The following is a 21,570-nucleotide window of genomic DNA, read 5'->3' on the forward strand; positions in this document are numbered from 1 at the left end:
TCTTATTGGTAACAATTCTCATTAGCATCCCGTAAAGGAACCTTATGTCTTCACGTCGCCGCGCATTTCTTGCCATGGGCTCAATAGTGGCCGTCTCCCTCACCCTCGCCGCCTGCGGCGGTGGGGGAGGCGTCTCCACCACCGCCGCAGCGGAGGGCACCATCTCGGTGGTGGCCTCTACCAATGTGTACGGGGATATTGCCCAGGCCATTGGCGGGGAGTACGTCAGTGTTCATTCCATCATCGCCAAGGCCTCGGCAGATCCCCACGGCTATGAAGCCAACGCTCAGGACAAGCTGGCGGTCTCCAAGGCGCAGATCGGCATTGAAAACGGCGGTGGCTACGATGACTTCTTCGCCCAGCTGGCCAAGGGGCAGCTGGATTCGGGAGAGATTGTCAATGTCAGCGAGCTCTCAGGATTGGACACCGGAGCGGACTTCAACGAGCACCTCTGGTATTCCGAACCCACCATAATCAAACTCGCCGATGATCTCGCAGCCCGCTTCTCAGCAGTGCTACCGGCCCACGCGGAGACTTTCACCACCCAGGCGGACGATTTTAAAGCCGGTCTGAAAGAGGTGGCAGATGGCCTGGCCCAGGTGAAGACAACCTTTGGTGGCGAGTCCGTGGCCATCACTGAGCCCGTGCCGCTGTACCTTCTAGAACAGGCCGGTCTGACTAACAAGACCCCCCATGAATTCACGGATGCAGTAGAAAGCGGCAATGACGTCCCGGCCGCAACTTTGGTGGAGATGAAAACTCTGCTTTCTTCCGGCACCGTTGCGCTGCTGGCGTACAACGAACAAACCGCAAGCCCACAGACCGAACAGGTTAACGCCGAAGCCGTGGCCGCCGGTGTTCCCGTGGTGGACTTCAATGAAACTCTTCCGGAAGGGTCCACCTACCTGCAGTGGATGCTTGCTAATGTTAACCACTTGGAACAAGGACTAAAAGCAGCGGCCGCCAAGTGAGCGAAGCCGCTGTCATAACACTGAAACGGGCCACATTAGCGTACGGGCCGCGAACTCTCTGGGAAGATCTCAACCTGACTGTGGCCCCCGGAGAATTTCTCGCCGTCCTCGGTGCTAACGGCAGCGGCAAAACCAGCTTTCTGAAGACCCTGCTGGGCATGACCCAGCTTAGTTCCGGCACGCTCATGCTTGATGGTGCACCTGCTCGCCGTGGCAACCGCACCGTTGGCTACGTTCCCCAGCAAAAGAATTTCGCGCCAGACACCCCCTTGCGGGCCAGGGATTTGGTGGGCTTGGGTGTTGACGGTGACAAATGGGGCTTCCGTCTCCGCGGCCGGTCCTACCGGGCGCGTGTGGATGAATTACTGGAGCAAGTGGGTGCCACCAGTTACGGGAATATCCCGGTAGGCATGCTTTCCGGTGGTGAGCAACAACGGCTGCGCATTGCCCAGGCCGTTGCCGCCAACCCGAAGATTCTGCTCTGTGATGAGCCGTTGCTCTCCCTTGATTTGAATCATCAAAAAGAAGTCAGTGCCTTGGTGGGCCGGCAAGCCAAAGATCACGGGGCCGCCGTCGTGTTCGTCACGCATGAAATCAACCCCATTCTGGAACACGTGGACAGGGTGCTGTACCTGGCAGGTGGAAAATTCACGCTCGGAACACCGCAGGAAGTCATGCGCAGCGAGGTGCTCTCGGAGCTGTATGGCACTCGGGTTGAGGTACTCGCGCTGGACGGACGGCTCGTGGTGGTGGGCGGTCCGGACACGGTCCTGGATGGGCATGCGCTGGACACGCTGGGCTCCGTGACGGGACGGGAACTTTCATGAACTGGACAGATTTTTCTGATGCCGTCTTCAACTTCTCCAACTATGGCGAACTGCTGCCGCTGTTCCGGGACACGTTGCTGGCCGGTGCCATCCTCGGTGTGGTTGGCGGGCTGATCGGCACCTTTGTCATGATGCGGGATTTGGCGTTTGCGGTGCACGGCATTGCCGAATTGTCCTTCGCGGGGGCCGCCTTTGCCTTATTGATTGGCGCGGACGTCATTTTTGGATCCTTGGTTGGCTCCATTTTGGCCGCCTTGTTATTGGGAGTCATGGGTGTCCGGGCCCGGGAGCGTAACTCGGTCATTGGCGTCATCATGCCGTTTGGGCTGGGTTTGGGTATCTTGTTCCTGTCCCTCTATGAGGGCCGCTCCGCCAATAAATTCGGGCTCTTGACGGGGCAGATTGTCTCCGTTGATTCAACTCAGCTCTCCGTCTTGGCGGGCACGGCACTGGTGGTGGTGGTGGGGCTGGCCCTGATTTGGCGGCCGCTGACATTCGCCAGCATTGATCCTGACATTGCAACAGCACGCGGAGTGCCCGTGCGCACACTCTCGTTGGCGTTCATGTTCCTGTTGGGCATTGCCGTGGCGCTGTCGATCCAAGTGGTGGGTGCCCTGCTGGTTTTGGCCCTGCTCATCACGCCCGCCGCCGCGGCCTTGCAGGTCACGGTGGCGCCTCGGATGGTGGTGGTGCTGAGCGTGGCCTTCGCCATGATCTCCACCGTGGGTGGAATCATGCTGGCCCTGGGCGGCAGCATCCCCATTAGCCCTTACGTGACAACACTTTCCTTCGTGATTTACTTGCTGTGCCGGGCCACAGGGGCGGTGCGGCGCCGTCGTGGTTGGTCCCAGCGCCCCGCGTTGGCCGCATAGCTTCCTGGGTCCTCTGAAGCTGCACACGGTTTGGGCCCCAATGGTGCGCTACTTCAAAAGTGGCGCACCATTTGAGATCTTCCGTACGCACGTCCAGGGCAGGACGGGGCAGAGTGGTACAGGGCAAGGGTGCGCAGCAGAACGGCTTACGCGGCTGAGCACTCCGGGCAGAGGCCATAAATTTCCACGGTGTGCTGGACTTGGGTGAAGCCGTTGGCTTTGGCGATGGCCGCCGCCCAGCTCTCCACCTCTGGTGCCTGCACCTCCACTGTTTTCCCGCAGTTGCGGCACAACAGGTGGTGGTGGTGGCTGGTGGCGGAACAACGCCGATACACGGCCTCGCCTTCGCCGTTGCGCAAGGTGTCCACCAGACCCTCTTCAGCCATCGAGGCGAGGATCCTGTAGGTGGTAGCGAGTGAAACCCGGGTTCCTTGTTCATGCAGCAAGCGGTGCAGTTCTTGCGTGCTGACGAAGTCGTCCAGAGTGTCCAATGCTGCGCCGATGGCAACACGTTGCTTGGTGACGCGCTGCTCCTTCACCGGGGCATCCGACATGGTGCTCTCTTACTCTCATAGGGGCCGTGTTCCAATCACCCAGCCTAGCGCACCAGCATGAAAAGTCCCGTGGCGCCGCCCATGGCCGGGGCGGCGATACGGGCATAGGCTGACAGCATGTTGCTAACAAAATACACCCACTCTTGTATCCGGCTCGAGCAAGACGGGCGCGTGCTGGTGCTTGACCCGGGGATCTTCTCGGAGTCCGCCACGGCGCTGGCGGGGGCTGACACCGTCCTGATCACGCATGAACATCCGGACCATTACGACGGCGATGCCCTGGCACACGCGCTCTCAACCCTGCCGGACTTGAGCGTTCACGCTCCGGCCGGTGTGGCCCGCGACTTGCGGGTGCGGGCGCCAGAGGCGCAGGGCCGGATCATGGACGCGGCGCCCGGGGAGCGGTTCACGGCCGCCGGTTTTGCCGTTGAGTGCTTTGGCGGACAGCACGCCCTCATTCACCCCAGCATTCCCGTGGTGGCCAACGTGGGCTACCTGATTGATGATGATCTCTATCACCCAGGGGATGCCCTCATAGTCCCCGACGGGGTCAGCGTGGGCACCTTGTTAGTACCCGTCCATGCGCCGTGGTCGAAGGTGTCCGAAGTGGTGGACTTTGTGGTCTCGGTGCGCGCCCCGCACGCGTTCCAAATCCACGACGGCCTGCTCAATGAGCAAGGACTCGCGTTCACGGAGTCGCACATTGCCCGCATTGGCGGGCTGCACGGGGTGAAATTTCGGCACTTGCACGCCGGGCAATCCGTGGACATTTAGGCGTTGCGAGGTACAGGGTTTAGCCGGTCCTGCCCGCTTATCCGTCCAGCCCGTCCTGGCCGGTTTAGCCGTTCCAGAGGCCAGTGGCGAAGAAGTCTTCAATGACTTGTAGGTGCGGTGCGGGGTCCAAATCCTTCTCGCGCAGCCACGCCGGGTTGTTGTAGCTACCCGCGTACCGTTCACCGCCGTCACACATCAGCGTGACAATGCTGCCCTTTTCTCCGGCAGCCACCATGGCGGCCACCACCTGCCACACGCCCCACAAATTAGTGCCCGTGGACGGTCCGGCGTGCATGCCGGTGAACTGTTCAAAGTGCTTCATGGCAGCCACGGAGGCGGCGTCGGGAATTTGGAACATGGCGTCAATGACCCCTGGCACAAAACTGGGCTCAACCCTGGGCCGGCCGATCCCTTCAATGCGGGAGGACGTGCCTGTGACGGTGTCCATGTCCCCGCTCTTCCATGCCGGGTAAAAGGCCGAACCTTCCGGATCCACCACGGCCAGTTGCGTAGCGTGCCCGTGGTAGCGGATGTAGCGGCCAATGGTGGCCGAGGTACCACCGGTGCCGGCGCCCACAACAACCCACGCCGGTTCGGGATGGCGCTCATGGGAGAGCTGGCTGAATATAGATTCGGCAATGTTGTTGTTGCCGCGCCAGTCGGTAGCCCGTTCAGCATAGGTGAACTGGTCCATATAGTGACCGTTGGTTTGCGCGGCAATGGCGGCGGCCGCCGAATACACCTCATCGGCGTTGTCCACAAAATGGCAGCGTCCGCCGAATTGTTCAATCAAGGAAACTTTTTCCGGGCTGGTGGAGCGGGTCATGACGGCCACAAAGTCCAGGCCCAGCAACTGCGCAAAGTACGCCTCTGAAACAGCCGTGCTGCCAGAACTTGCCTCCACCACCGTGGTGCCCTGATGGATCTGGCCGTTCACCAAAGCGAACAGGAATAGCGAACGGGCCAAACGGTGCTTCAAGCTGCCTGTGCGGTGGCAGGATTCATCCTTTACATACAAGTCAACGCCCCACGCCTGCGGTAGCTCGATCTTGTACAGGTGGGTGTCTGCCGAACGGTTGTTTTCGGCTTGAACCTTGCCTATGGCGGTGTTTGTCCAGGACCAGTCAGGCTGCAAAGTGTTCATGCTTGTCAGCGTATCGCAGTAGATTTGGGGGAAGTTGCATGCGAATCAATTTCCAGGAGCTGCCATGAGTGTCCTTATCACTGTTGACCAACTGAACGCCCGCCGCTTAGCAGGTACGCGGACGGTGTTGTTGGACGTCCGCTGGGCGCTGGGGGACCCCCACGGCCACGGGCATTATGTGGCCGGTCATATCCCGGGCGCCGTCTTTGTGGATTTGGACACCGAACTGGCCTCGCACGGGTTGCCAGCAGATGGCCGCCACCCCTTGCCCGCGGAGGCGGACTTTGCTGCCGCGGTGCGCCGCTGGGGTATCAATTCAGGTGACACGGTGGTGATTTACGACGACGCCGGGGCGGCTGCTGCTGCCCGTGCCTGGTGGCTTTTGCGCCATGGCGGCCTCACGGAGGTGCACCTGCTCGACGGCGGATTGGGCGCCTGGCGTGCAGCCAACCTTCCCCTCACGGAAGGCGAGGAAACCGCGGAACCAGGTGATGCAGTAGTACATTTCGGGGCGCTGCAAACCATTGACGCCGATGAGGCAGCCACCTGGGCCGGAATTTTGCTCGATGCCCGGGCAGGGCAGCGGTACCGGGGTGAGGTGGAGCCCATGGATCCGCGCGCCGGGCATATTCCGGGGGCGCTCAGTGCCCCAACCAGTGAGAATCTGGTGGATGGGCATTTTTGTTCCCCGGAGCAATTGCGGGCACGGTTTGCTGCCTTAGGCGTTATGGAGGGAACCGCCGTTGGCGTGTATTGCGGATCCGGGGTGACGGCTGCGCACCAAATTGCTGCCCTGGAGATTGCCGGATTCACGGCGGCCCTGTACCCAGGCTCGTGGTCCGCGTGGTCCAATCAGCCGCAGAGGCCCGTGGCAACAGGGCCTTCTAGTGGCAGGGGTGAGAACGGCGATAGGGTGGAAGCATGACCCTTGTAAAAGCTTATGCAGCTGTTTCTGCCACGTCCGGACTCCGACCCAGCACTATTGAACGCCGCGAGCCCGGAGCGCACGACGTTGAAATTGCGATTGAATTTTGCGGACTGTGCCACTCTGACGTGCACACCATCCGCTCCGAATGGGGACCTGCGAAGTACCCGCTGGTGCCGGGGCATGAAATTGTTGGAATTGTGAGCCGCGTTGGTGAGTCCGTGGAAGGGTTCACCGTGGGCGAGCGGGTTGGTGTTGGCTGCATGGTGGATTCCTGCCGCGAATGCGACTCCTGCCTGGAAGACTTCGAGCAGTACTGCGAGGTAGGAAACGTTGGCACCTACAACGTGGCAGATCCACGCAATGGTGGTGCTATCACCCAGGGTGGCTATTCACAGGGCATTGTTGTGGATGAGAACTATGTAGTGCACATTCCCGAGGGCATGGACCCGGCCGCGGCAGCACCGCTTCTGTGTGCCGGAGTCACCACTTACTCACCGCTGCGCTACCTTGATGTCCAAGAAGGGGACAGGGTCGGTGTTGTTGGTCTGGGCGGGCTCGGTCACATGGCGGTGAAGATCGCCAAAGCTCTCGGTGCCACCGTCACAGTGTTCACCACCTCGCCCTCGAAGGCGGAAGCTGCCAAGGCCTTGGGTGCCGATCATGTAGTGGTGTCCACGGATGCGGCGCAAATGGAATCGGCGAAGAAGTCGCTCAATGCGATCATCGACACGGTTGCCGCCGTTCATGACATCAACGCGTACCTGCGCACACTGGCTCGCGACGGGGCGTTGATCCAGTTAGGTCTGCCCTCAGAGAAGATGCCGCCCGTAGATCCGGGCCTGCTGATCCGTGGCCGCCTTGCCTACGGTGGTTCCCTAATTGGTGGGATTGCAGAGACCCAGGAAATGCTTGATTTCTGCGCCGAGCACGGCGTTGTTTGCGACATTGAACTAGTGAGCGCTGATGAGCTTGACGGCGCCTATGACCGGCTGGTTGCTGGCGATGTCAAATACCGTTTTGTTCTTGACGTTTCCACCCTCTAAACACACTTTTTCTGTTGTTATTCGATTTCCTTTTGTGATTCTGAGGAGTTTTTTGTGAGCACCCTTTTTACCAAGATCATCAATGGTGATATTCCCGGCCGTTTCATCTGGAAGGATTCCGAGTGCGTTTCCTTCCTGAGCATCGGCCCGCTGACGGATGGGCACGTGCTGGTGGTGCCGCGGCAAGAAGTGGACAAGTGGACGGACGCAGCACCTGAACTTCTCACACACCTGATGGCTGTTGCGCAGAGAATTGGCCAGGCCCAGGTGGCCGCCTTTGGTGCGCCCCGGGCGGGACTGACCATTGCCGGTTTCGAGGTGGAGCACTTGCACGTGCATGTGTTCCCCGCGTATGGGCTGGAAAACTTTGACTTCGGCACGGTGAACAACCACCCGGACCCTGAGCTCATGAACGCCAGCGCGGAAAAAATCCGAGTGGCTTTACGTGATGCTGGCCACGGTGAGTACGTGCCAACTGCCTAGTATCCACGGATCTGGAGAAAATGCCCCAGTCACAAAAAATTCTCGGCTGTGTGTCCGCGCCCAGAGACCGGTAACGTTGGCGTCCGTTAAGTTTAGCTAGGTTTAACGACACAACTTTTCCGCGGACGGGAACTCAAGCAATGCCACAAGTGCATAAATCTGGGCAGCATGTAGGCCAGGATGGTCAGCTGGAAAAAGAGGACCACACTCTTTTGCAGACCATTGAAGAGAACTACCCTCACGATATTCATCCAGGCCTTGTGCCAGGAATTTCGGTGGATGAACAACGGATTAAATACGGTACTGACAGGCTGGTCTTTAGCCTCGCTGCGGTGTTGATCCTGGGATTCATCGCCTGGGGCGTGATCTCCACTGACTCGCTGAAGAGTGTTTCAGATGCGGCATTGAGCTGGGTGGTAGCCAACACAGGCTGGCTGTTCACCTCTCTTGTTTCGCTGGTTTTGGTGTTCATGATCTTCATCGGATTTAGTAAATATGGCCGCATACCCTTGGGGACCGACGGGGAAAAACCGGAGTTTTCCAAGTTTTCCTGGATTGCCATGATGTTCTCTGCTGGCATGGGCATTGGATTGTTCTTCTTTGGCCCTTACGAGCCGCTGACGTACTTCATTACACCGGCGCCCGGAACAGCCGCTCCGGAAACAGCTGACGCCATTCACAAGGCCATGGCGCAAACCATTTTCCACTGGGGACTGCATGCGTGGGCGTTGTACGCGCTAGTGGGTGCGGCGGTAGCCTACGGCGCGTACCGGCGTGGCCGGGTTCCTTTGATGAGCTCAATTTTCACCTCACTGTTTGGCAAGCGGCAAACTGAAGGTGTCCCCGGACGGCTGATCGACATGTTCGCCATTGTCGCCACACTCTTTGGAACAGCAGCATCCTTGGGAATCGGGGCCTTGCAAGTGGGCCGCGGTGTGGAGATTGTCAGCGGTATTGGCAAACTCCCCAACGCCGGGCTCATCCTCATTATTGCGATTCTCAGCGCGGCCTTCGTGGCCTCGGCTGTCTCAGGTGTTGGGCGCGGCATCCGCTGGCTCTCCAACATCAACATGACACTGGCCTTGGTGCTGGCCACCTTTATCTTTGTGGCTGGACCCACCTTGTTCCTGTTGAACCTTGTCCCAGCATCACTGACCGAGTACCTCTCTGAATTGCTGCACATGATGAGCAAGGGCCCCTCCTGGGGTGCTGATTCAGCTGACTTCTCAGCCACCTGGACCGTGTTCTACTGGGCCTGGTGGATTTCCTGGTCACCCTTTGTAGGGATTTTCCTGGCCCGCATTTCCCGCGGCCGGACCCTGCGCGAGTATGTGCTGTACGTTCTGGTTGTTCCCACGGTGGTCTGTGCGCTGGCCTTTAGCGTGTTTGGTGGAACCGCCATCTGGCTGCGTATGAATGGCGCCGATATTGGCACCAACGCCTCTCCCCAGGACCTGTTCTTTTCCGTGCTGGATCAGTTACCGCTAGCGCAGATCACGCCCTTCTTGGCCATGACCTGCGTTGCTATTTTCTTCATCACCTCCGCTGACTCTGCGTCCGTGGTGATGGGCATTCTTTCCCAGCGCGGCAAGGCAGAACCGGATAAGAAGATTGTGGTTTTCTGGGGCCTGGCCATGATGGGCATTGCCGTGGTGATGTTGCTGGTAGGCGGTAACACGGCGTTGCAAGGACTACAGAACCTCATCATTGTTTCTGCTTTGCCCTTTGCCATCATTTTGCTGCTCATGATGATTGCCTTCGCGAAGGACCTCCACACGGATCCCATGATGATCCGGGCGGAGTATGCCGAACAAGCCATTGAGAACGCGGTCAAGGCGGGCATTGATGAACATGGCGATGACTTTGCCCTGACCATTGAAAAAGCAGCCGTAGGCCACGGCGCTGGTGAAGACTTTGACTCCCACGGCAGCGGCGTCACCGATTGGTATCAACGCCATGACGAAGAGGGCGAACCTGTTGATTACGACTACAAGGCTGGCGAGTATGCCGACGGCTGGGTGCCCGAAGACGGCACAGAGCCCAGCATTGACTCCACGCCTGCCGATCCGCAGGAACAGGACCCGGAGTTCGTGAAGGGCTAGAACACGCGGGTGGTGCCGGCTTAGGCCATAGCCTTGGCCAGCGCCACCCGAACCCGCTTTTCCGAGACCGAATATGCGGTCCCCAGTTCAACCGCGAACAGGCTGACCCGCAACTCCTCGATCATCCAGCGCACATGTTCGAGCCCCGCTGTGGAGCGCTGCCCGGGCAGCAAAGCCGCCATGGCGTCGTCGTACTCATCTTCCAAACGCTGCACAGCCGCCATTGACTGCCCATCCCGGGTCACATTGCTTGGCAACTTTTCCAACCGCTTCTCAATCGCGGAGAGGTAGCGCGGCAGCGCGCTGAGCTGGGCAAAGCCTGTCTTGGCCACGAAACCCGGGTAAACCAACAGTTCCAGTTGCTGCCTCACATCGTTGCAAGCGCTGATGAGCGGCAGGCTGGTGCTTGCCTGCAGTGCCTTCTGAATCCGGACCTTGGAAGCCAGGACACGTTCGACGACGGCCGTTACGGAAAACACCGAATCGACAAGTTCCGCGCGCACCACCTCATACAACGCGTCGAAATCCTTTTGGTTCCACGGCAGTGCTGCGGGGGTTAATTTATCGATCGTGGCCAGTGTGCAATCGGCAATCAGCTCCGTGACGGAACCGTGCGGGTTCTGGCTGAAGGTGAGCTTTTCGGTGTTGTTCAAGTGGTCCAGTACGTACCTGTCCGGGGACGGAATCCGCAACGCGAGCAAACGGATCACACCGCCGCGCATGGCCTTTTCCGCCACATCCTGGCGTTGGAACACCCGGACGCCAGCCGTGGCACCCTCATCCACCAGCGCTGGGTAGCCCGTCACGGTGTGACCTGCCACCAGGCGCTTGATCTCATGCGGGAGTACGCCCACGTCCCAGACCGTGATTCCCGAGCGTTCGGCAATGCCGGAAGAGCCTGTGGCTGACGGATTCTCTGAAGGCTCTTTCTGTGCCCCGCCCTGCGGCGCTGTCTGCGGACCGCTTGACTTGGCCGAAACCTTGGCTGCCCGTGCCGGTGTGACAGTCTTTGGCGTGGCCCCCAGCGATTCGGCAATGGCGCGGCGGGTGGCGCCGGCTAGTTTCGCCTGAAGCCCGGACAGATCTTGATCTTCCTCCAGAATGCGGCCGTTTTTATCCACCACGGAGAACGTCATGCGCAGGTGGGAGGGCACTGCGTCCCAGTTCCATGATTGCGGCGGGATGACGTGGCCCTTGATCCGGCGCAATGCCAGCTCCAATGAGGCCTCCAGCGATTCTGTTCCGGGGTCAAAATCGGCTGCCAACGCTGCCGCAGCCTGCCGCCCCACATCCGGGGCCGGAATGAAGTTCTTCCTGATGGCCTTGGGCAGTGACTTGATCAACGCGGCCACCAGCTCCGCCCGCAGGCCAGGAATCTGCCAGCGGAATTGGGCTTCCTGCAACTGATTCAGGAACAACAGCGGCACCTGCACGGTCACGCCGTCGGACGGGTTGGGTGCGGCACCGGGCGCGGTGGGGTGGAATTCGTAGGAGAGCGGCAGCTCAAATTCGCCCTGCACCCACGTCTTGGGGAAGGCGGCCGGATCCAGATCGGGTTCCTCCGCCATGACCACGTGCGCATCGAAATCGAGCAGAGCGGCATTTTGGTGCCGGGCATCCTTCCACCATTTATCGAAGTGCCGCTCGGAGACCACCTCCGGGCCCACACGCTCGTCGTAGAACTCGAAGAGTGTCTCGTCATCCACACGCAGATCACGGCGGCGCATGCGGGTTTCCAGTTCCTCAACCTCGGCCAGGACAGCCTGGTTGCGGTGGAAGAACTTATGGTTGGTATGCCAATCACCCTCCACCAGGGCATGGCGAATGAACAGCTCGCGGCTCAGTTCCGGATCAATGCGCCCGTAGTGGATACGCCGGTCAGGCACAATGGGCACCCCGTAGAGGGTGACCTTCTCATGGGCCATGACAGAGCCCATTTTCTTGGACCAGTGCGGCTCACTGTAGCTGCGCTTGACCAAATCCGGGGCCACTTGTTCGGCCCACAAAGGATCGAACTTGGCGGCCGTGCGTGCCCACAGCCGGGACGTCTCCACCAGTTCGGCGGCCATGACCCAGTCAGGGGACTTCTTGAACAGGGCCGAGCCCGGGAACACCATGAACTTGCTGCCACGGGCGCCGGCGTATTCACGTTTGCGTTGGTCGTAGAGGCCAATGTGACTGAGCAGTCCGGTCAGCAGCGACATGTGGATGGCGTCATGATTGGCTACCGGGTCAATGTCCTTTCCGGAGACCTTAATATCCAACGACTTGCCCATTTGCTTGAGCTGGGCGAACAAATCCTGCCACTCGCGCACGCGCAGGTAATTGATGAACTCGGCCTTGCACAGGCGCCGGAACGCGCTGGAGGACAGCTCCGCCTGCTTGTCCTTGATGTAGCGCCACAGGTTCAAAAAGCCTGTGAAGTCCGAGTTCTCGTCAACAAAGCGCTTGTGTTTTTCGGTGGCAATTTGGGCTTTGTCAGTGGGGCGTTCACGCGGGTCCTGAATGGTGAGCGCCGCAGCGAGCACCATCACCTCGGCGGCAACACCGCGTTTGGCGGCCTCCACAATCATGCGTCCCAGCCGCGGGTCTACCGGCAGTTGGGAGAGTTGGCGTCCCACACCGGTGATGGCACCGGCGGCGGTCACGGCGCCGAGCTCGCGCAGGAGCGTCACGCCGTCGGTGATGGCACGGGAGTCCGGCGGCTGCACGAACGGGAACTTTTCCACGTCCTTGGGACCCTTGGCCACGCCCATGGCCGTCATCTGCAAAATGACGGCGGCTAAGTTGGTGCGCAGGATTTCCGGATCGGTGAACTCGCTGCGGGCGGTGAAGTCCTCCTCCGAGTACAGGCGGATGCAAATACCGTCAGAGACACGCCCACAACGTCCCGAGCGCTGATTAGCCGAGGCCTGGGAGACCCGTTCAATGGGTAGGCGCTGGACTTTAGTCCGGTGCGAGTAGCGGGAGATCCGGGCCGTGCCGGGATCAATGACGTACTTGATGCCCGGCACTGTCAGGGAGGTCTCGGCAACGTTGGTGGCCAGCACAATGCGCGGGCGGTTACCGGGGGAGAACACGGCGTGCTGCTCGGCCAGCGACAACCGGGCATAGAGAGGCAAAATCTGCACATTGCGCAGACGAGGATTCGTTTTAACCCTGCCAGCCAGGGCATCGGCGGCGTCACGGATTTCACGCTCGCCGGAGAAGAAAATCAGGATGTCCCCGGGTGCTTCCTTGGAGAGTTCATCCACGGCGTCACACACGGCGTCCAGGGGATCCCGATCCTCCTCGTCGTTGCCGCCGTCGCGTTGCCGGTCACCCAAGCGATCCCTTGCCGAGCGGTCGGCACCCACGCCTAGTTCGTCGTCGTCCTCCCCATCCTCAGAGGCTCCATTGGCGGGGCCAGAGAGCGGGCGGTAGCGGATGTCCACGGGGAAGGTGCGCCCCGAGACCTCAACAATGGGGGCCGGGCCCTCGGGGGAGGCGAAGTGCGTGGCGAAGCGCTCGGGGTCAATGGTGGCCGAGGTGATGATGACCTTCAAATCCGGGCGCTGGGGCAGGATTTGCCGCAGGTAGCCGAGGATGAAGTCGATGTTCAGGGAGCGTTCGTGGGCCTCGTCAATGATGATGACGGAGTATTTGCGCAGGAGCCTATCGCGCTGAATTTCCGCCAGCAGGATGCCGTCGGTCATGAGTTTGATCTTGGTGGCCGGGCCCACATGACCGGTGAAGCGGACCTGGAAACCCACCTCTTGGCCAATTTCCACGCCGAGTTCGCTGGCGATGCGTTCGGCCACGGTGCGTGCGGCGAGGCGGCGCGGCTGGGTGTGCCCAATGAGGCCCTTCTCGGCCAGCCCCAATTCCACGCACATCTTGGGGATCTGGGTGGTCTTTCCCGAACCGGTTTCGCCGGCGATGATGGTGACCTGGTTGGCTGCGATCGCGGCCATGATGTCCTCGCGGCGCTCAGAGACAGGCAACGCGGGAGGATAAGTAATAGTCAAAGTCATGGTGCCACCAGTTTATGCCGTTATTGGTACCGGAGCCCCTTTGCGCACTGTGGCGCGGATACTGAGGGTTCCTTTGGCAGCCAGCACCAGAAGTACGACGCCGGATACGCCCGCTAGTGACCCACCGATCAGGCAGACGGTGGCCCACTGGGGGGACGCGGCTGTGGGGGCGTTCAGAGCCGCGCCTGTGAAGATGGCTGCTGTGGCCAGAGTTGATAAGAGAGCGCCGCTGGTGAAGTGCAGCAGGTTTCCGGCTGAGATTTCCCGCCACCGCCGGTCAAGGGCCGCCATGCGCGGATCAGGCAGCATGGCCGTGGTGCTCAGGCGGTGCAGAACAAGAAGCGAGGAAGCGCTCAGTGCCATGGCTACGAGGAGCAGTGGTACGCAGGCGGACTTCATTGTGCTCAGGCCCGGGGCCAGTTCAGTGACAAGGACCCAGATGGTGAAGGCGGTGAAGATGATGAGGGTTGCTGCCGGCAGGATGAAAGTGCGCCTGGGCAAGAACTGGGTGCTGGGACTATTGGGATTGGTGGGTTTGGTGGGATTGGAGGGTTTGCTCAGTTTGGTGGCGGGCAGGGCGGAGAACAGGAGCAGGCCGCCGCTGGCGCTCAGTCCCGTGGTCATGGCGATGGGCAATCCCGCCTGGCCGGAGAGGCCAATGGAGATTCTGAACAGGGCTAGAAACATGATGGCGGCAAAGATGGCTGCTGCCGCGGTGCGCCATTGGGCCTTCAGAAGTGCCTTGTCCTCCTCCGCCGCCGAGGCGTGGAGGGACACCTTGCCTGCTGCGAGGGCAAGGGGTGCCTTTTTCTTGGCAATCCATGACGCAACGGCGGTGATGGCCCAGGCCAGAGCCGCGAGAATGGCAAGCGCAGCAATCAATTTCGTCATGAGGTGAGTCTTTCATGGCCGGCAGCGTCGCCGAGTTTTTGCAGCAGTACCGCAAGTTGGGCTTGCTCCGTTGCGGACAACGCCCCGGTTATGGAGTGCTCGGTGGCCAGGTGATCAGGCAGCGTCTCCTCGACCAGCTCGCGGCCCTCAGGGGTGAGCGAGACCAAGGTACCGCGCCCGTCGTCGGGGTTTGCCGTTCTGGAGACCAAGCCCCTGCTCTCCAACTTGTTCAGCCTTTGGGCCACTGCGCTGGTGGAGATCATGGCGTCATTAGCCAGCGCTGCCGGGGTGAGCCTGTGGGGTGCGCCGCTGCGCAGGAGGGTTGCCAGCACGTCAAAGCTAGAGGAGTCCAGTCCGTGCGCGGCGAAGGTGGCGGCAAGGCGGGACTCCACGGCTTGGGCTGTGCGGCTGAGCCGGCCAATCACGGCCATGGGGGAGACATCCAGTTGCGGTTTCTCTGCGTTCCACTGGGCGATGATGCGATCTAGTTGCTGCGGCATGTCACCACTCTAGCAATTTGCTAAGCACTTAGTTATATTAGCTAAGTGCTTAGCAAAAAGATTGTTCTTATTCTCGTAACTGCTGTGGCTCCTGTGCTGTGGGGCTCCACCTACCTCATCACCACCTTGTTCTTGCCGGAGGGAAGGCCGCTGCTGGCTGCCGTGCTACGTGCCGTACCGGCGGGGCTGTTGCTGCTGGCGCTCTCACAGCGCCTACCCCAGGGCTCCTGGTGGTGGAAATCCTGGGTGCTGGGCATGTTGAACATCGGTGTTTTCTTTGCCCTGCTGTTTGTGGCCGCCTACCGGCTGCCCGGGGGAATCGCCGCCATTGTGGGCGGAGCCCAGCCGCTCTTCGTGGCGCTGCTGGCAAGCCGGATACTCCTGGAAAAGCTCACGGCAGCGCGGCTGCTAGCTGGTGGCGCAGGTGTCTTTGGGGTGGCCTTGATGGTGCTGGCATCGCAGGCGCGGCTGGATGGGTTGGGGCTGGCAGCGGCCGCCGGTGGCACGCTGTCCATGGCACTGGGGACGGTGCTTGCCAAGAAATGGGGGCAGCCCACCGCGCGTGCGGGCAGCCCCGTCTCACTCCTAGCAACAACAGCGTGGCAGTTGCTGGCTGGCGGCGCCACGCTGGTCATTGCTCTGCTGTTCTTTGAGGGGCTGCCTACCGAGCCGCTGAGCGTGCCGAATATGGCGGGGTATTTTTACCTTTCGGTCTGGGAACTGCACTGGCTTACTTTTGCTGGTTCCGAGGCCTGGCTAAACTGCCTGCTGGAACGGCGGCCTTTTTGGGGTTGCTCAGTCCCGTAGTGGCCATAGCGCTGGGCTGGGCCGTTACGGGGGAGGATCTGGGGCCGTGGCAGATGGTGGGTATGGCGGTGGTGCTGGCTTCAGTGGCCTTCGGGGTTCATCAAAAAGGCGGGGTGCATGGTGCTGGCAACGTTCGCGCTCGCAGGCCGGACGCAGACGCTTCGACGCGCGCTTGAGTCCGAGGTTGGGCACATAGTTTAGCTCGTGGCAGGCGATCCGCTGGCCCGTAGCTGAAGGCTGGGCAGTAGCTGAAGCTGGCCTGCGCGAGGCAACCTTGCTCCGGCTCACCAGTGACAATTCTCGGGCTAATACACGCCGATTCTACGAACGCCTGGGCTTTGTACAGTGGCATGCCGGGTTCAAACTGCACCTTTCCTGAGGGCCCGGGCGGGTCTTTGCCGGATTGATTCCTCCACAGGCGGGGCTGGGTTTGCTGCCGCCAACAGATTCGGCCCGAGGGACTCTTGAGACTCCTAAAATGTCAGAGGCAGTTAGTAGAATAGGGATAGCAGAAGATAAAAGACAATGGGATCAAATATCTGATTTGCTCTTATTGAACTTCACTCCACGGGAATCGTTTCCAGATCACGCGGGATGAAGGTGGTTCAGCAGGAGGGCAGTGGCATGGTGGCACCGGAATGGTTTGGCAGCAACACCGAGGCTGCTTCTACCCGTCTGGCCGGACAGGACTCATCAATTCCCATGGTTTCCACCGGCAATGACCTGCCAGCAGTCCTCAGGGCAGATCCCGCAGCGGACGGCTCAGCCGCTATATCTGGTTCCACCGAAGTATGCCAGGGCCTTCTTGTGATGGGAGCTGCGGTGCTGGGACGCTGCGCCACGTTCTTTGAACCGGTGGTCTTGGCTCAGCTGGACGCAGCGCTGGCGCACGAATTCGCACGGCAGGCCCAGTCGCGAGCAGGGAACGCTGCCCATACCTTGGAGCTTGCCATCAGCAAGGGACACAGCACAGAAGCACTGGAGCACCTGGCCCATCAAGGGGCGTCTGCAAAGATGGTGGCCAATAAAGCAGAGTCCCGGGCGGCCTTGGCAACCGCTGTCATCACCTCGCTGGGTGGCACGGTCACCGAGGACGGCTTTGATCCCGATATTGTGGCGCAAGTGTCAGGGGCATCCCTGATCGATGCCATCGCAATGTTGGAGGAAGCCAAGAACGCATTGTCGGCGGTCCAAGCCCAGGCGCAAGCGATCTTTGTGGCCCAACAGCGGCTCGATCAGGCCAAGTCAGGTCTCAGCAAGGAAAGGCTGGGTCAGGGAATCGCCCAGCAAGTGGCACTGGCCCGGCACGAGTCGCCCTACCGCGGGCGCCAACTGTGTGAACTTTCCGAGGTCCTGGTGCGGGAAATGCCCTACAGTATGAACGCTTTTACCATGGGAAAGATCAGCGAGTACCGGGCGAGCCTTATTGTCAAGGAAACGGCTTTTCTCTCCTTTGAAGACCGCGCCCAGGTGGACAAACTCATTTGTGGCAACCCGGACGCTGCCGCACTTCTGGGAACCCGTGAATTGAGTTCCGCGGCAAGGAAAGCTGCGTACGAGTTGGATCCGGAAGCGTTCCTCAAACGGCATGAAAAGGCTATTGGTGACCGTTATGTCTCCTTGCGGCCAGCTCCGGACGGGATGACATTTTTGACGGCCCTGATTCCCCTGAAGCAGGGCGTGCGCATTCTCGCCACGCTCACCAGGGTTGCAGACAGTGCCAAGGCCTCCGGCGATGAGCGAGGCAAGGGGCAAATCATGGCTGACGCACTAATGCACCGACTCATCCGGCACAATCCCTGTGACGAAGGTGCCGGGACGTTGAGCGATCACCGAGGCGTGCAACCGAAAAACTCTACAGGTGAGACTTGGGCACAAGTGCCGGGGACCACTCGTGAGCCTTGGTGCACCACAGTTGGCCAGCCTGAGATTGCCCTGGAACTCATCATGACCGACAGGTCCTTGTTTGGTGGTGCCAAAGATTCGGCGGTCCTGGTGGGGTACGGTCCCATCCCGGCACCCATTGCCCGCAACATGACCCTTGGTGATGGTGATGGTGATGGATTTTCGCCCCGTGTGTGGCTGAAGCGGCTCTTCACCCATCCGGACAGCAACGCGCTTCTGGCCATGGATTCAAAATCAAGGCTCTTCCCGGAGGGCATGAAGGAATTCCTGAGAATCCAGGACCAGCGCTGCCAGACACCCTATTGTGATGCACCAATTCGCGAGTACGACCATGTGAAGGCTTACGCGGCAGGCGGGACCACAACCATAGAAAACGGCCAGGGCCTCTGCACCGCGTGCAACCAGGCGAAGGAAGCCCTTGGGTGGTCCTTCGAACGGGGTACTGGGCCCGAAAATGGCTGTCCCAGTACAGAAGTCATCACCCCCACCGGCCACCGATACATCTCCACTGCACCGCCACTGCCCGGGCCCACCCCCACAAGATCCAGGCAGCAGTGTGGGTCCCAACTATGACAATCGGATGGCTCTTAGCACCTCGTCGTGAATGGTGATGGAAGCATGGTCGTGGCCCGTGCCGGCCCGGGGCCGGGCTTCGGAAACCTGAATCCGCCACTGGGTGGGCTCCAGTGCCGCAGCCAGCTCAGCAGCCGTGAAGAACAAATCAGGTGCGTCAGGGCGGTGGGCACCGGCAAGGGCATCGGTTGCGGAATGGCCAACAATGAGCAGCGTCCCGCCAATAGCAACTGATGCTGCCAAATGGGCGTACAGGCGCTCGCGGTCCGTCCGGGGCAGGTGCATGAACTGTGCACTGACAAGGTCAAAAGTGGATGCCGGGGGTGTCCAGATGAGCAGGTCGTGGTGCTCCCAGATAACGGATCCGGCTAAGTCCATTGCGGAGGCATGTTCCTTGGCCCGTTGGAGGGCGACTCGTGAAAAGTCCACTGCGGTGACGTTCCAGCCCCGATCGGCGAGCCATAGGGCATCGGCACCTTCGCCACTGCCAACATCAAGAGCGGTTCTTGGTGCGGAAACATGAAGTGGGTTCAGACTTGCCGCCTCGGCCACCAGTTGTGGATTGGGGTGTCCGCTCCACACGGCGTTTGCACTGTTGTAGCGCTCGTCCCAAAAATCTGCATCAAAAGTCCTCGTCATAGGAACAGGCTATAACGCACCCTTCGGGCTGTGTTGCGGTTCATCCCCGGACACGTCTGCTTCACGCAGGCCACATTCATAGGCCAGAACCACGGATTGAACGCTCTCACGCAAGCACAATTTTGCCAGCACCCGCGTGACATGGGTTTTTACCGTGGTCTCTCCCAAAAACAGCGTGGTACCAATCTCGGCATTGGACAGGCCCTGGGCCAATTCGGCAAAGACATCCAACTCACGCGGAGTCAGTGGATGCAGCACTTTGGGAATGCCCTTGAGCGCCGGGGGCCTGGCTGCAAAGGACTCAACCAGACGGCGCGTGACCGAGGGAGCGAACCGAACCTCACCCGCGTGGGCAGCAAAGATGGCGCTAATCAGCGTCGCCGGGGCAGTGGTCTTGAACAGAAAGCCGCTGGCGCCGGCCCGCAAGGCGGCATAAACGTATTCGTCCAAATCAAACATGGTCAATATGAGGACTTTGCTTGCGGTCCCCTCACGCACCATACGGGCGAACCCCGCCAGCCCGTCAATGCCCGGGTGGAATTCTCCGGCGCTGGCATCAACCTGCGTAGCAACGTGCCCAAGTCCGGCGCCGTAGCGAGGGCCGTGCGAACCGTGCTGGCTGCTCCTTCCTATGCCTTAGCGAGCGCCCGGATCGGGGCTGAAATTGCTGCCTCGAGTGGGTTCGCCGGTGTGGAGGACGTGCTGCCGGGACTCATGGGCGCACACACCCCGTCAGCACTCGCTGCCGTTACCCCGCGGTGCTCTTGCTGGCCTTGATCAGCGCCTGGTACCAGTAGTAGGAATCCTTGGGCGTGCGCTTTTGGGTTTCGTAGTCAATGTGGATCAGCCCGAACCGTTGGGAGTAGCCCACAGCCCATTCGAAGTTGTCCATGAGCGACCAATGGAAGTAACCGCGCACATCCACACCGGCATCCATGGCGGCCTTGAGCGCTCGCAGGTGGGAATCGGTGTAATCGATGCGGCGTAGGTCCGCCACCCGGCCAGTGGCGTCCGGGCCATCGTTGATGGCTGCACCATTCTCCGTGATGTAGATGGGTGGGAGGGCATCGCCGTAGCGCTCTTTGAAGGTCAACAACATCTCGGTGAACGCCTCAGGGACAATGGGCCAGCCGAAGTCGGTACGGGGATAGCCTTCAATCTCCCGCAAGGAGAAAGGCAGGGAGGAATCGAGCTCGTGTCCGTCAATTAGCGCCCCCTTGCCCGCAATTGGTGCGCCCACCAGCGTGGGGTTGTAGGAGTTGATGCCGTACCAGTCGATGGGGGTGGAGATGATCTCCAGATCCCCGTCGGGGATGGGCGGCAGGAACGGTGCCAGTTCCTCCGGGTAGGCACCCTTAAGGATGGGGTCTGCGAAGATCCAGTTGGCGATGTTGTCATAGAGTCCGGCAGCCTGCAGATCTTCTTCAGCCTCGCTGGCGGGCCATGTTGCTCCGTGATTGTTGGCAATGCCGATATTGCTGCCGCCGGCCGCTCGCAGGGCTTGGACACCGAGCCCGTGGGCTAGCAGCAAATGATGAGCGGCCGGTAGCGCGTCAAATCCGCGCTCCAGCCCGGGTGCCTGAATGCCAGCCCCGTAGCCAAGCATGGTCAGCGCAACCGGCTCATTGATAGTGATCCAGCGGGGGATCCTGTCCGCAAAATGCTCGCCCACAATCTGCGCGTAGTCGGCAAATCGCTCCGCAGTGTCCCTGTTGAGCCAGCCGCCGGCCTGCTCCAATTCCAGCGGGGTGTCCCAATGGAACAAGGTGGGGCTGGGGGTGATGCCAGCCTCGAGCAGACCGTCAACAAGTTTGTCGTAAAAACCAAGTCCTGCAGCGTTCACCGCACCTTGTCCTCCCGGCTGGATGCGCGACCACGAGAAACTGAAGCGGTAGGCCTCCACACCCAGCTCCTTCATGAGTGCGGTATCTTCGGGGTAGCGGTGGTAGTGGTCGCAGGCGATCTCCCCGGTGTCCCCGTTGATAACCCGTCCCGGTTCTGCCACAAACGCATCCCAGCTTGAGGGGCCCCTGCCATCCTGGGCTACGGCGCCTTCAATTTGATAAGAGGCTGTGGAGACACCCCATGTGAAATCCTGCGGGAAACTGGGGAAGTTTGGCTTGTTCATTGAGGCCTTTCCTTATTGACAGCGTCGTCAGCAGTGGCGTCCTAGAGATCGAGCTTTTCGCAAGGGTGCGGGGAAGTCAAGGAATGCACCCTAGTGTGAAGGTGTTCGCAGAGTGTTTGTGTCTACATCGGGGAGGGGCACGTCCAGGGGCGGGAAATGCGGCAGCGGCGGCGTTCTCCCTCAGTGGGTCAAAGAGGGCAAGCAAAAGTGGCCGGGTTTGCGAATAATTTCGCAAACCCGGCCACCAGATATGTGCCCTCGGAGGGATTCGAACCCCCGACCTACGGTACCGGAAACCGTCGCTCTATCCCCTGAGCTACGAAGGCGCGGCAACCGTGGCTGCCGAAGGGAACGAGAAAGAGCTTAGCAGGTACAGGGGGCTCGATGTAAAACCGGGCCCTTGGGGGGGGGTGGTG

At 60.5% G+C, this 21,570-nt stretch carries 20 protein-coding genes and 1 tRNA gene; 12 read left to right on the forward strand and 9 right to left on the reverse strand.

Going from position 1 to position 21,570, the window contains the following annotated elements; genetic code table 11:
- The first annotated feature begins 44 nt into the window (after positions 1-44).
- The 3 genes from RY113_RS01605 to RY113_RS01615 are packed head-to-tail and all read left to right on the forward strand — an operon-like array spanning position 45 to position 2,670.
- The gene (locus tag RY113_RS01605) at positions 45-971 is read left to right on the forward strand and encodes a metal ABC transporter solute-binding protein, Zn/Mn family (RefSeq protein ID WP_315913076.1); all 927 of its coding nucleotides are present in this window, start codon (positions 45-47) and stop codon (positions 969-971) included.
- Entirely contained in the window at positions 968-1,798 is an 831-nt protein-coding gene (locus RY113_RS01610; protein WP_315913077.1) for an ABC transporter ATP-binding protein, read from the forward strand. Before RY113_RS01605 ends, RY113_RS01610 begins: the two co-directional genes overlap by 4 nt.
- The gene (locus RY113_RS01615) at positions 1,795-2,670 is read left to right on the forward strand and encodes a metal ABC transporter permease (RefSeq protein ID WP_315913078.1); all 876 of its coding nucleotides are present in this window, start codon (positions 1,795-1,797) and stop codon (positions 2,668-2,670) included. Before RY113_RS01610 ends, RY113_RS01615 begins: the two co-directional genes overlap by 4 nt.
- Before the next feature lie 146 nt (positions 2,671-2,816).
- Here the strand turns inward: RY113_RS01615 and RY113_RS01620 are convergent, their stop codons facing one another.
- Positions 2,817-3,224, reverse strand: a complete 408-nt coding sequence (locus RY113_RS01620; protein ID WP_110106602.1) for a Fur family transcriptional regulator — start codon at positions 3,222-3,224, stop codon at positions 2,817-2,819.
- Between the two features lie 117 nt (positions 3,225-3,341).
- Between RY113_RS01620 and RY113_RS01625 the strand changes: the two genes are divergently transcribed.
- Positions 3,342-3,998, forward strand: coding sequence for an MBL fold metallo-hydrolase (locus RY113_RS01625; protein ID WP_315913079.1), 657 nt, complete (start codon positions 3,342-3,344; stop codon positions 3,996-3,998).
- 64 nt (positions 3,999-4,062) lie between these two features.
- On the opposite strand, the gene RY113_RS01630 is transcribed toward RY113_RS01625, so the two are convergent.
- Positions 4,063-5,142 (reverse strand): PLP-dependent cysteine synthase family protein, encoded by a 1,080-nt coding sequence (locus RY113_RS01630; RefSeq protein ID WP_315913080.1) that lies wholly within the window; start codon positions 5,140-5,142, stop codon positions 4,063-4,065.
- Between the two features lie 64 nt (positions 5,143-5,206).
- On the opposite strand from RY113_RS01630, the gene RY113_RS01635 reads away from it, so the two are divergent.
- The 4 genes from RY113_RS01635 (at position 5,207) to RY113_RS01650 (ending at position 9,698) form a co-directional block, all read left to right on the forward strand.
- Positions 5,207-6,067 (forward strand): sulfurtransferase, encoded by an 861-nt coding sequence (locus RY113_RS01635; protein WP_315913081.1) that lies wholly within the window; start codon positions 5,207-5,209, stop codon positions 6,065-6,067.
- Positions 6,064-7,113, forward strand: a complete 1,050-nt coding sequence (locus RY113_RS01640; RefSeq protein WP_315913082.1) for an NAD(P)-dependent alcohol dehydrogenase — start codon at positions 6,064-6,066, stop codon at positions 7,111-7,113. Before RY113_RS01635 ends, RY113_RS01640 begins: the two co-directional genes overlap by 4 nt.
- Positions 7,114-7,167: 54 nt before the next feature.
- Entirely contained in the window at positions 7,168-7,596 is a 429-nt protein-coding gene (locus RY113_RS01645) for an HIT family protein (RefSeq protein WP_315913083.1), read from the forward strand.
- A 140-nt stretch (positions 7,597-7,736) separates the two neighbouring features.
- Positions 7,737-9,698: a BCCT family transporter gene (locus RY113_RS01650; RefSeq protein ID WP_315913084.1), complete on the forward strand. Its 1,962-nt coding sequence runs from the start codon at positions 7,737-7,739 to the stop codon at positions 9,696-9,698.
- A 20-nt stretch (positions 9,699-9,718) separates the two neighbouring features.
- Here RY113_RS01650 and hrpA read toward each other — a convergent pair whose 3' ends face one another.
- The 3 genes from hrpA to RY113_RS01665 are packed head-to-tail and all read right to left on the reverse strand — an operon-like array spanning position 9,719 to position 15,102.
- Positions 9,719-13,711, reverse strand: coding sequence for an ATP-dependent RNA helicase HrpA (gene hrpA, locus RY113_RS01655; RefSeq protein ID WP_315913085.1), 3,993 nt, complete (start codon positions 13,709-13,711; stop codon positions 9,719-9,721).
- Between the two features lie 12 nt (positions 13,712-13,723).
- Entirely contained in the window at positions 13,724-14,602 is an 879-nt protein-coding gene (locus RY113_RS01660) for a hypothetical protein (protein WP_315913086.1), read from the reverse strand.
- On the reverse strand, positions 14,599-15,102 hold the full coding sequence (locus RY113_RS01665; protein ID WP_315913087.1) for a MarR family transcriptional regulator: 504 nt from the start codon (positions 15,100-15,102) through the stop codon (positions 14,599-14,601). Before RY113_RS01665 ends, RY113_RS01660 begins: the two co-directional genes overlap by 4 nt.
- Before the next feature lie 45 nt (positions 15,103-15,147).
- Here RY113_RS01665 and RY113_RS01670 point away from each other — a divergent pair, with 45 nt between their 5' ends.
- The 3 genes from RY113_RS01670 (at position 15,148) to RY113_RS01680 (ending at position 18,387) form a co-directional block, all read left to right on the forward strand.
- On the forward strand, positions 15,148-15,909 hold the full coding sequence (locus RY113_RS01670; RefSeq protein ID WP_315913088.1) for an EamA family transporter: 762 nt from the start codon (positions 15,148-15,150) through the stop codon (positions 15,907-15,909).
- On the forward strand, positions 15,864-16,085 hold the full coding sequence (locus tag RY113_RS01675; RefSeq protein WP_396334195.1) for an EamA family transporter: 222 nt from the start codon (positions 15,864-15,866) through the stop codon (positions 16,083-16,085). Before RY113_RS01670 ends, RY113_RS01675 begins: the two co-directional genes overlap by 46 nt.
- A gap of 448 nt (positions 16,086-16,533) precedes the next feature.
- On the forward strand, positions 16,534-18,387 hold the full coding sequence (locus RY113_RS01680) for an HNH endonuclease (protein ID WP_315913089.1): 1,854 nt from the start codon (positions 16,534-16,536) through the stop codon (positions 18,385-18,387).
- On the opposite strand, the gene RY113_RS01685 is transcribed toward RY113_RS01680, so the two are convergent.
- Both RY113_RS01685 and RY113_RS01690 read right to left on the reverse strand, forming a co-directional pair.
- Positions 18,382-19,026: a class I SAM-dependent methyltransferase gene (locus tag RY113_RS01685; protein WP_315913090.1), complete on the reverse strand. Its 645-nt coding sequence runs from the start codon at positions 19,024-19,026 to the stop codon at positions 18,382-18,384. The genes RY113_RS01680 and RY113_RS01685 overlap by 6 nt on opposite strands.
- Positions 19,027-19,035: 9 nt before the next feature.
- Complete coding sequence (locus RY113_RS01690; RefSeq protein WP_315913350.1) at positions 19,036-19,659, reverse strand: response regulator transcription factor; 624 nt, start codon at positions 19,657-19,659, stop codon at positions 19,036-19,038.
- On the opposite strand from RY113_RS01690, the gene RY113_RS01695 reads away from it, so the two are divergent.
- The gene (locus RY113_RS01695) at positions 19,561-19,803 is read left to right on the forward strand and encodes a hypothetical protein (RefSeq protein WP_315913091.1); all 243 of its coding nucleotides are present in this window, start codon (positions 19,561-19,563) and stop codon (positions 19,801-19,803) included. The two genes, RY113_RS01690 and RY113_RS01695, sit on opposite strands and share 99 nt — an antisense overlap.
- Here the strand turns inward: RY113_RS01695 and RY113_RS01700 are convergent.
- Positions 19,775-21,154 carry a GH1 family beta-glucosidase gene (locus tag RY113_RS01700; protein ID WP_315913092.1) on the reverse strand — a complete coding sequence of 460 codons (1,380 nt, stop codon included), beginning with the start codon at positions 21,152-21,154 and terminating at the stop codon, positions 19,775-19,777. The two genes, RY113_RS01695 and RY113_RS01700, sit on opposite strands and share 29 nt — an antisense overlap.
- A gap of 253 nt (positions 21,155-21,407) precedes the next feature.
- Positions 21,408-21,480: transfer RNA gene (locus RY113_RS01705), tRNA-Arg, on the reverse strand.
- Positions 21,481-21,570: the final 90 nt, after the last annotated feature.

It is taken from the genome of Arthrobacter sp. lap29 (genome assembly GCF_032458965.1).
Taxonomy (GTDB): Bacteria; Actinomycetota; Actinomycetes; order Actinomycetales; family Micrococcaceae; genus Specibacter; species Specibacter psychrochitiniphilus.

Excerpts from the sequence above, each read along its gene's own strand:
- RY113_RS01605 (WP_315913076.1), top strand. The coding sequence starts at position 45 with ATGTCTTCACGTCGCCGCGCATTTCTTGCCATGGGCTCAATAGTGGCC.
- RY113_RS01615 (WP_315913078.1), top strand. The coding sequence starts at position 1,795 with ATGAACTGGACAGATTTTTCTGATGCCGTCTTCAACTTCTCCAACTAT.
- RY113_RS01620 (WP_110106602.1), bottom strand. The coding sequence starts at position 3,224 with ATGTCGGATGCCCCGGTGAAGGAGCAGCGCGTCACCAAGCAACGTGTT.
- RY113_RS01625 (WP_315913079.1), top strand. The coding sequence starts at position 3,342 with ATGTTGCTAACAAAATACACCCACTCTTGTATCCGGCTCGAGCAAGAC.
- RY113_RS01630 (WP_315913080.1), bottom strand. The coding sequence starts at position 5,142 with ATGAACACTTTGCAGCCTGACTGGTCCTGGACAAACACCGCCATAGGC.
- RY113_RS01635 (WP_315913081.1), top strand. The coding sequence starts at position 5,207 with ATGAGTGTCCTTATCACTGTTGACCAACTGAACGCCCGCCGCTTAGCA.
- RY113_RS01640 (WP_315913082.1), top strand. The coding sequence starts at position 6,064 with ATGACCCTTGTAAAAGCTTATGCAGCTGTTTCTGCCACGTCCGGACTC.
- RY113_RS01650 (WP_315913084.1), top strand. The coding sequence starts at position 7,737 with ATGCCACAAGTGCATAAATCTGGGCAGCATGTAGGCCAGGATGGTCAG.
- hrpA (WP_315913085.1), bottom strand. The coding sequence starts at position 13,711 with ATGACTTTGACTATTACTTATCCTCCCGCGTTGCCTGTCTCTGAGCGC.
- RY113_RS01660 (WP_315913086.1), bottom strand. The coding sequence starts at position 14,602 with ATGACGAAATTGATTGCTGCGCTTGCCATTCTCGCGGCTCTGGCCTGG.
- RY113_RS01665 (WP_315913087.1), bottom strand. The coding sequence starts at position 15,102 with ATGCCGCAGCAACTAGATCGCATCATCGCCCAGTGGAACGCAGAGAAA.
- RY113_RS01680 (WP_315913089.1), top strand. The coding sequence starts at position 16,534 with ATGGTGGCACCGGAATGGTTTGGCAGCAACACCGAGGCTGCTTCTACC.
- RY113_RS01685 (WP_315913090.1), bottom strand. The coding sequence starts at position 19,026 with ATGACGAGGACTTTTGATGCAGATTTTTGGGACGAGCGCTACAACAGT.
- RY113_RS01700 (WP_315913092.1), bottom strand. The coding sequence starts at position 21,154 with ATGAACAAGCCAAACTTCCCCAGTTTCCCGCAGGATTTCACATGGGGT.